The 8,103-nt window shown below is 68.7% G+C and carries 10 protein-coding genes and 1 pseudogene; 10 read left to right on the top strand and 1 reads right to left on the bottom strand.

Features of this window, described 5'->3' with window-relative positions:
* From LI92_RS17950 to LI92_RS17920, 7 genes and pseudogenes are all read left to right on the top strand, one after another.
* Positions 1-212: pseudogene (locus tag LI92_RS17950) on the top strand (metal-dependent hydrolase); the annotation flags it as partial.
* A gap of 31 nt (positions 213-243) precedes the next feature.
* Complete coding sequence (locus tag LI92_RS17945) at positions 244-1,194, top strand: alpha/beta fold hydrolase (protein WP_046321294.1); 951 nt, start codon at positions 244-246, stop codon at positions 1,192-1,194.
* A 1-nt stretch (position 1,195) separates the two neighbouring features.
* On the top strand, positions 1,196-2,272 hold the full coding sequence (locus LI92_RS17940; protein ID WP_046321290.1) for a PDR/VanB family oxidoreductase: 1,077 nt from the start codon (positions 1,196-1,198) through the stop codon (positions 2,270-2,272).
* Between the two features lie 33 nt (positions 2,273-2,305).
* On the top strand, positions 2,306-3,310 hold the full coding sequence (locus LI92_RS17935; RefSeq protein ID WP_046321289.1) for an alpha/beta hydrolase: 1,005 nt from the start codon (positions 2,306-2,308) through the stop codon (positions 3,308-3,310).
* Between the two features lie 113 nt (positions 3,311-3,423).
* Positions 3,424-4,161 (top strand): 4-hydroxy-tetrahydrodipicolinate reductase, encoded by a 738-nt coding sequence (dapB, locus tag LI92_RS17930; protein WP_046321288.1) that lies wholly within the window; start codon positions 3,424-3,426, stop codon positions 4,159-4,161.
* A 5-nt stretch (positions 4,162-4,166) separates the two neighbouring features.
* Positions 4,167-4,628 (top strand): hypothetical protein, encoded by a 462-nt coding sequence (locus LI92_RS17925; protein ID WP_152665538.1) that lies wholly within the window; start codon positions 4,167-4,169, stop codon positions 4,626-4,628.
* Positions 4,629-4,678: 50 nt separating this feature from the next.
* On the top strand, positions 4,679-5,080 hold the full coding sequence (locus tag LI92_RS17920; protein ID WP_192830087.1) for a flavodoxin family protein: 402 nt from the start codon (positions 4,679-4,681) through the stop codon (positions 5,078-5,080).
* Between the two features lie 6 nt (positions 5,081-5,086).
* Here the strand turns inward: LI92_RS17920 and LI92_RS17915 are convergent, their stop codons facing one another.
* Positions 5,087-5,392 carry a CDGP domain-containing protein gene (locus LI92_RS17915; protein ID WP_046321285.1) on the bottom strand — a complete coding sequence of 102 codons (306 nt, stop codon included), beginning with the start codon at positions 5,390-5,392 and terminating at the stop codon, positions 5,087-5,089.
* Positions 5,393-5,517: 125 nt separating this feature from the next.
* Here LI92_RS17915 and LI92_RS17910 point away from each other — a divergent pair, with 125 nt between their 5' ends.
* The 3 genes from LI92_RS17910 to LI92_RS17900 are packed head-to-tail and all read left to right on the top strand — an operon-like array spanning position 5,518 to position 7,989.
* Positions 5,518-5,946 (top strand): VOC family protein, encoded by a 429-nt coding sequence (locus LI92_RS17910; RefSeq protein ID WP_046321283.1) that lies wholly within the window; start codon positions 5,518-5,520, stop codon positions 5,944-5,946.
* A 44-nt stretch (positions 5,947-5,990) separates the two neighbouring features.
* A complete protein-coding gene (locus LI92_RS17905) occupies positions 5,991-6,440 on the top strand; it encodes a CPBP family intramembrane metalloprotease (protein WP_046321282.1) in 450 nt (149 codons plus the stop codon).
* A 10-nt stretch (positions 6,441-6,450) separates the two neighbouring features.
* Positions 6,451-7,989, top strand: a complete 1,539-nt coding sequence (locus LI92_RS17900) for a class I adenylate-forming enzyme family protein (RefSeq protein ID WP_046321280.1) — start codon at positions 6,451-6,453, stop codon at positions 7,987-7,989.
* Positions 7,990-8,103: the final 114 nt, after the last annotated feature.

Raw genomic sequence — 8,103 nt, 5'->3', positions numbered from 1 at the left:
ACAAGGCCGACCCGCTGTTGCCGCCCGGGACCAGGCCGCGTTGGCGGGACTGGTTCGCCGCGGCGCGGCGCGGGCTGGTGCCCTCGCCGTGGGAGTTCCTGCCGGCCATCGCCTCCTACTACCGTCCGGGTTTCCACCCGGCGCAACTCGGTGGGGTGGAGAAAGCCGTGAACTACTTGGCCGTATCACCCGCCGCCCGCGCCACACACTGACCGCAGCGGCGAACCACGAGGAGTGCAGTCGATGACCAACCCGACCACGACCACTGTGACGTCACCTGACGGAGTCAGACTGGCGGTGCACGCCTACACCGACTTGGACCCGCAGCGGGCGACCATTCTGGCGATCCACGGCTACCCGGACAATCACCACGTCTGGGACGGGGTGGCATGCGAGCTCATCGAGCAGTATCCGGGCCGCTACAACGTCGTCGCCTACGACGTACGCGGCGCGGGGGAGTCGTCGTCGCCGGGGGAGAAGTCCGCCTACCGCTTCCCGCATCTGGTCAACGACGTCGCGGCGGTGATCGAGCACCTGGGCAGCCACGGTATCGACCAGGTCCACTTACTGGGCCACGACTGGGGTTCGATCCAGGGGTGGGCCGCTGTCACCGCCCCGACCGTCGCTGCCAAAGTCGGCTCCTACACGTCGATTTCGGGTCCGCACCTGGACTACGCCGGACGGTTCCTGCGCTCGGCGCGCAACCTGCGCACCCTGGCCGACGTGTTCCGGCAGCTGCTCGAATCGAGCTACATCTGGCTGTTCTTGACCCCCCGCGTCCCCGAGGCGGCGTTCCGCTCCGGGCTGGGCGTGCGGGTCCTGGGTTGGCTGGACCGCATCGGTCGCTCCGGCAACCCGCAGCCTGCCATGCCCCGCGGCGAAAACGACTACGTCAACGGGCTGAACCTGTACCGCGCGAACATGCCGGGACCGTTCCTGAAGCCGGCGGCGCCGCTGCCCCTCACCGATGTCGCGGTCCAGGTACTCGCGCCACGCCTGGACGTGTTCGTCAGCCCGGCCCTGCAACGTTTCACCGGATCCATCCCGGCGGTGCACCGGGTGGTCGACATCGACGGCGGCCACTGGGTGGTGATCGACCGTCCCGGCGAGATCGCCCGGCTCACCGATGAGTGGATTCAGCTCAGCGTGGCCGGCGGTGCGGCCACGTCCGGCGATGACGCACGGCACGCCTGAGATGGCACCGCAGATCTGGGAGTCGCGGCCCGCCGACCTCTACGGCCGCCGGAAGCACGATCGGGTGTTCAACGCGCTGTGGGCCGGAATCACGCTGCTCAGCGGCGCGACATCCCTGTCACGCTGGAAGCCGGCCCACGTTGCGCCGGTGTCACGGACCATCACGGCCGTGGTCACCAAGCGGGAGATGGTGACCCGCGACGTGGTTGCCCTCACCCTGGCCGACCCCGACGGCGGACTGTTGCCGCACTGGACGCCGGGGGGTCACATCGACGTGCAGCTGCCGTCCGGCCGCCGCCGGCAGTACTCCTTGTGCGGCCCGCCGGGGCGCCGCACCGATTACCGCATCGCGGTCCGCCGGCTCGACGACGGGGGCGGCGGCTCGGTCGAGATGCACCAGGCTTACGCGGAGGGCGACACCTTGCTGTTCGAGGGGCCGCGCAATGCCTTCTACCTGGGTACCGGTGAAAGCGATGTGCTCTTCGTCATCGGCGGGATCGGGGTGACCCCGATGCTGCCGATGCTCCGCGAGGCCGCCCGCCGCGGCACCGACTGGCGCGCGGTCTATGCCGGCCGCAGCCGGGCCGACATGCCGTTTCTCGACGAGGTGCTGGCGGTCGACCCCGAGCGGGTCACGGTATGGGCCGACGACGAGCACGGACGCGTCGCCGGCACCGACGAGCTGCTGGCCGGGGCCGGTCCGCAGACCTCGGTGTACGTCTGCGGGCCCAGCGCGATGCTCGAGGCGGTGCGGGTCACGCGCAACAGCCATGCGAACGCGCCGCTGCATTACGAGCGGTTCAGCCCGCCACCGGTGGTCGATGGTGCGCCCTTCGAATTGGAGCTGGCCCGGTCCCGCCGGGTGCTGACGATCCCCGCCGACCGCTCGGCGCTGGAGGTGATGCTCGACGCCGACCCGACAACCGCCTGCTCCTGCCGGCAGGGATTCTGCGGCACCTGCAAGGTCAAGGTGATCGCCGGCGACGTCGACCGGCGCGGACGCACCGCAGAGGGCGACGACGAGATGCTGGTCTGCGTTTCGCGATCCAACGGGGGACGGATCGTCATCGACGCCTGAACTTCGCCGCATCCGTGCGGATAGGATGCCCGGATGTCTGGTGTTGCTGACGTCCATCGTGCGAGTTTTCGGGCCAGAATCATCTACGCCGTCTTCGCGGCGGTGATGCCGCGGTTGGTGCGCTGGATCAGTCGCCGTGGGGGGCCTGAGGCCATGCCGGCAATGTTGGCGCAGCTGGGCCGCCGTACCAACAACGTTGCCCGCCTGCAGCGCCTTCGGCCGTTCTTCGGGATCCGCTTCACCCGTGAGTTTGCTGCGGGGGTGCCCGTCGAGATTGTTCGCCGAGCAGATTGCGTGGCGCCGCTGGGCGACGGTGCCATCTTGTACTTTCACGGCGGTGGATTCTTCACCGGCGGTTTCGACACCCATCTGCACGTCGTGGCAACCTTGGCCCGACGAACTGGCCTTCCGGTGGTGCACGTCGACTACCGGCAATTCCCCGATGTGAGCGTGGACGGCTCCGTGGAGGACTGCGTAGGTGCCTACCGCTGGCTGCTGGGACAAGGTGCCGACCCGGCCAAGACAGTGATCGCCGGCGACTCTGCCGGGGGTTTTCTTACCTTTGCCACCGCCCTGAGAGCCCAGCAGGAGGGGTTGCCGGCCCCCGCCGGAGTGATCGGGATATCGGCTCTGCTGGAGCTGGACGGAACGGCCCGCAGCACTCACCCGAACATGAGCACCGACGCATTCGGGATAGCGGACGCGCTGCCGGACCTGGTCGAACACGTATGCCCGTCGCCGCCCATGCGTCACGAGCTGTCTCCGATCAACGGTCCGCTGGAGACCATGCCGCCGGCGCTGTTGATCGCCGCTGAGGCGGAGATTCTGCGGTGCGACAACGAGCGGCTGTACGCCGCGCTCCTCGAGCACAACCGGTCCAGCCGACTCGAGCTGTGGGCGCATCAAGTGCACGCCTTCCCGGCGCTGTTCCCCTTTCTGCCCGACAGCCGGGCCGCGTTTGCCCTGATGGTCAGTTTCGTGGCCGAACGGCTGGCCGCTGCCGGCGAGTCCGGGCAGCCCCGGAGGGAAGTGTCCTGACGGTGGTGATCCGCTGCGCCCGGCTTCGCCGCGCTTGCGATCACCAGTGCCGATGGTGGTGATCCGCTGCGCCCGGCTTCGCCGCGCTTGCGATCACCACTAGGGTGGCAGCCATGCGGGTAGCAGTGCTGGGCGCCAAGGGCAAAGTCGGCGCCACCATGGTGGCGGCGGTGGAAGCCGCCGAAGATCTGACCCTGTCCGCCAAGGTTGACGCCGGTGATCCACTGAGCCTGTTGACCGATGGCGGCACCGAGGTGGTGATCGACTTCACCCATCCCGATGTGGTGATGGACAACCTGAAGTTCTTGATCGACAACGGGATTCATGCCGTAGTCGGCACCACCGGGTTCACCGAGGAGCGGCTCGGCCAGGTGCGTTCCTGGCTGGCCGCCAAGCCCGGGGCCGCAGTGCTGATCGCACCGAATTTCGCCATCGGCGCGGTGCTGTCGATGCATTTCGCGGCCCAGGCCGCGAAATTCTTCGAGTCGGTGGAGGTCATCGAACTGCACCACCCGCAGAAGGCCGACGCGCCGTCGGGCACCGCGACCCGCACGGCCCAGCTGATCGCGCAGGCCCGAAAAGGGCTGCCGCCCAACCCCGACGCCACCAGCACCGGCCTGCCCGGAGCGCGCGGTGCAGACGTCGACGGCGTGCCGGTGCACTCGGTCCGGTTGGCCGGGCTGGTCGCCCATCAGGAAGTCCTGTTCGGCACCCTGGGCGAGACCCTGACCATCCGGCACGACAGCATTGACCGGACCTCGTTCGTTCCCGGGGTGCTGCTGGCGGTGCGCCGGATCGCTGAATTCCCCGGACTCACCATCGGCATCGAGCCCCTGCTCGACCTGAAGTAGTCGTGATGAAGGTGTCGCCGGCCGCTCGGGTCAAGGTGCTCGTCGCGTTCATGTGCGTGGCGCTGCTGATGTATCTGGTGTTCCTGGGCCGGATCGCGGTGTTGCTGATCACCTCCGATTCCAAAACGGCGATCGCGCTGGGCCTGGCGCTGCTGATCATGCCGGTGCTGGGGCTGTGGGCGATGGTCGCCACCCTGCGCGACGGATTCGCCGTCCAGCGACTGTCCCGGTTGATCGCCGCGGACGGCATGGATCTGGACCCCAGCGTTTTGCCGCGGCGGCCCTCGGGTCGCTTCGAACGAGAGGCCGCCGACGCCCTGTTCCACACGGTGCGCGCCGAACTCGACGCCGACCCCGACAATTGGCAGCGCTGGTACCGATTGGCCCGGGCCTACGAGTTCGCCGGGGACCGCCGTCGCGCCCGGGAGGCGATGAAGACCGCGGTCGCGATGCAGGAGAAGCGGTGAGCAAGACGCTCCTGCTGGTGCACCACACGCCGTCGCCGCACTGTCAGGCCATGTTCGAGGCGGTGCTGGCCGGGGCCACCGACCCGCAGATCGAGGGTGTAGAGGTGGTGCGCCGCGCCGCGCTGGAGGTGTCGCCCACCGACATGCTGGCCGCCGACGGCTACCTGCTGGGCAGCCCCGCCAACCTCGGCTACATCAGCGGCGCGCTCAAGCACGCCTTCGACGTCTGTTACTACCCGATCCTGGACTCGACCCGCGGTCGGCCGTACGGCCTTTACCTGCACGGCAATGAAGGAACCGAGGGTGCCGAACGTGCCGTCGACGCCATCACGACGGGACTGGGATGGGTGAAGGCGGCCGACTCGGTCGTAGTATCGGGAAAGCCGGGAAAGCCTGAGCTGGAAGCGTGTTGGGAACTGGGCGCGACGGTGGCCGCCACGTTGATGCAGTGAGTCCCGCTACGGGTCGATGTGGGTTACCGGCTCGTAGAACGAGTGAAACGGATAATCCCGGCCCGGCCCCATCGAGTGGCAGTCTTGCTGGGACGGCGGTGATTTCGGCGGCTCGTAGTAGTAGATGACGCAGCGCTGCCAGCTGCCGTCGGGTTGGACCGGGCCATCGCACTTCTGGGCGGTGGAGAAGAACAGCAGCGGGTTGTCCTGGCACCCTGCCTGAGCCGGCGGCGCCGACGCGATCAGCCAACCGGCTGTCAGCCCGGCGGCAGCCAGCGCGGTGGCCAAACCTCCGCTGAGGTAGCGCTTCACTGTCGACCCCTTCTCGTCACGTCGTGCTGTCGAGCAGACTAGCCGCACCCTGCCGGTGTTGGTCGCAGTATGCCGGTGTGTGCCGTTCAAGAGCTGACCCGCGCGGGCCGCTCTAGGCTGGCAGGATGGAACAGCGGGTGCATTTCGTCACCGTTGCGGCCACCGACCTGCACGCGACCCGGCGTTTCTACGCTGCGCTGGGCTGGGACCCGCTGCTCGACGTCGAAGGGGAGATCGTCTTCTACCAGTCGGCGCCCGGACAGGTCCTGGGCTTTTTCGCGGCCGCGAAGTTCAACGAAGACCTCATGCTCGCCGGCCATCACGCCCGGGTCGGCGGCGTGACTGTGGCGCACAACGTCGGCAGTCCCGAGGCGGTGACGGCACTGACCGACGCCATGGCCGAGGCGGGCGCAGTGGTGCTCAAGCCGCCGCAGGCCGGCCGGTTCGGTGGCGTCTTCCATGCGCACGTCCAAGACCCCAACGGGCTGATCTGGGAGATCGCCCACAATCCCGGCTGGCGGATCGCGCCCGATGGCACGGTAATTCTCGCGTGAGGTCGTAGGGTGGCCGGGAACTCACGGAAAGGAGCAGTGCAACGATGCCCACACTGCTGAGTACGGCGCTGGGTGCGGCACCGGTTTTCGGCGGCGCCCTGCTGACAGCGGCGGCCGGGCAGCTCAGGGGCCCTGATATGCGCAGCCTGATCAAGCAAGACCTCGACCTGCTCGACCGGATCCCGGCTGAGGACACTCAGCGCCGCGCGGAGCTGAAGCGCGTCATCGGCGAGCGCATCGACGATCTGGTCGCCGCGTCCGACCAGACGCGGGCGCTGCGAGCCGCGGCGTTCTCCTATCAGGGCAACTGGCGCGACCTGGTCCTGTTCGTCTCCTCGGTGTTGTTCGCTTACGTCTGGTGGCACGTCAACCACGACCGCGGCAACTGGCTGCCGATGTTCATCGTGCTGATCATCGCGTGCGTCCTGTCGGCGATCTACGCGGTGCGCGGGACCCTGCGGGCGGCGGTGCACATCCGGCTGCGGCGGCGATGACGGCCCGTTCATGATCGGGGTCATCGGAATACCGCGGCGGCACAATCCTTTTCCGCCGATCGGAGTAGTCCGTGACCGCAACGGCGTCGCGCACTACGAGCGGCTGCCCACCTCGTTGGTCGCGCTGCTGGCCGAGCAGGCCGAGCAGCGGCCGCACAGCGAGGCCGTGGTCGAGCTCGGGGGCGGCCGGCTGACCTACCGGCAGCTGTGGCAGCGGGCCGCGCGGGTGGCCGGCGGGCTGCGGGCCGACGGGCTCAACCGTGGTGACCGGGTCGCGTTGCGCTACCCGGCGGGACTGGACTGGGTGCTGGCGTTCTGGGGAACGCTGATGGCCGGTGGAATACCGGTGGCCGTCAACACCCGCTCGGCCGCACCGGAAGTCGACTTCGTGCTCGCCGACGCCGGCGTCCGGGTCGATCTTGCGCCCGGCGCCGCTCTGCCCGATGGACAGCCGTACGTGGTCGACGGGCTCGAGGCGGCCGACACCGCGGCGCTGTTCTACACCTCCGGAACCACCGGCAGCCCCAAAGGCGTGCCCACCACCCACGAAGCTTTTTTGACCAACGCCGAGAACATGGTGCGTGTCCTGGGTCAGTCCCGGGCGCTGGGCGAGGAGTTTCGCACCCTGATCTCCGTCCCGCTGTTTCATGTGACCGGTTGCAACTCTCAACTGCTGGTCGCCGCCTACACCGGCGGGGCGGCGGTCATCATGCCGGCGCTGAACCTTCCGGAGTTGATCACCACGCTTGGCGAGCAACGGATCTCGTCCATGGTGACCGTACCCGCGATCTACGCCCTGCTGTTGCGGAACCCCGACTTCGCGGCGGCCGACACCAGTGGCGTGCGGTGGGTCGGATACGGGGGTGCGCCGACGGCGCCGGCGCTGGTGCGGTCGCTGCGCGGAGCGTTCACAGCGGCAACGGTGTTCAACGGCTACGGCATGACGGAGACGGCATCGCTGATGACGGTGCTGCCGGACTTCGACGCGGTGGCGCACGCGGACTCGGTCGGCTACGCCGTCCCCTCGGGCGATATCGGCGTGATCCCCTTGAACGATTCCAGCGAAACCGTTACCGGTGAACTGGTGGTGCGCGGTGCGAATGTGATGCGCGGCTACTGGAACCGGCCCGACGCCACCGCCGCCACGATCGTCGACGGGTGGCTGCACACCGGCGATGTGGTGCGGGTGGACGACGCCGGCCGCGTGCACCTCATCGACCGGCTCAAGGACATCATCAACCGCGGCGGGGAGAACGTCTCCAGCGTCGAGGTGGAGGCCGTACTGCTGTCTGCCCCCGGCGTGGCCGACGCCTGCGTGCTCGCGGTGCCCGACGAGGTGATGGGGGAGAAGGTCGGCGCGGTGCTGCTCGGGGACCAGGGCCCGATCGACGTGGCGGCGGTGCTCGACCACTGCCGCGGCCAGCTGGCCGACTTCAAGGTGCCGCAATACATCACGGTGGTCAGTGAGCCCCTGCCCCGCACGGCCAGCGGCAAACTGCTCAAGGCGCAGCTGCGCGAGCAGGTGCGATGGGGGCCACCCCTGCGCTAACCGCCGAGCCCACGCGGCCCGGAGTTGTCGGTGGCCCGCGCTACCTTTCCGGCATGGACACAGCACTGCTGATCCTCCTCACCTCACTGGCGCTGCTGGCGGTCATACTGCAGG

This window comes from Mycobacterium sp. UM_Kg1, from assembly GCF_000972925.1.
Taxonomy (GTDB): Bacteria; Actinomycetota; Actinomycetes; order Mycobacteriales; family Mycobacteriaceae; genus Mycobacterium; species Mycobacterium hiberniae.
This window is presented reverse-complemented; position numbering and strand designations above follow the sequence as displayed.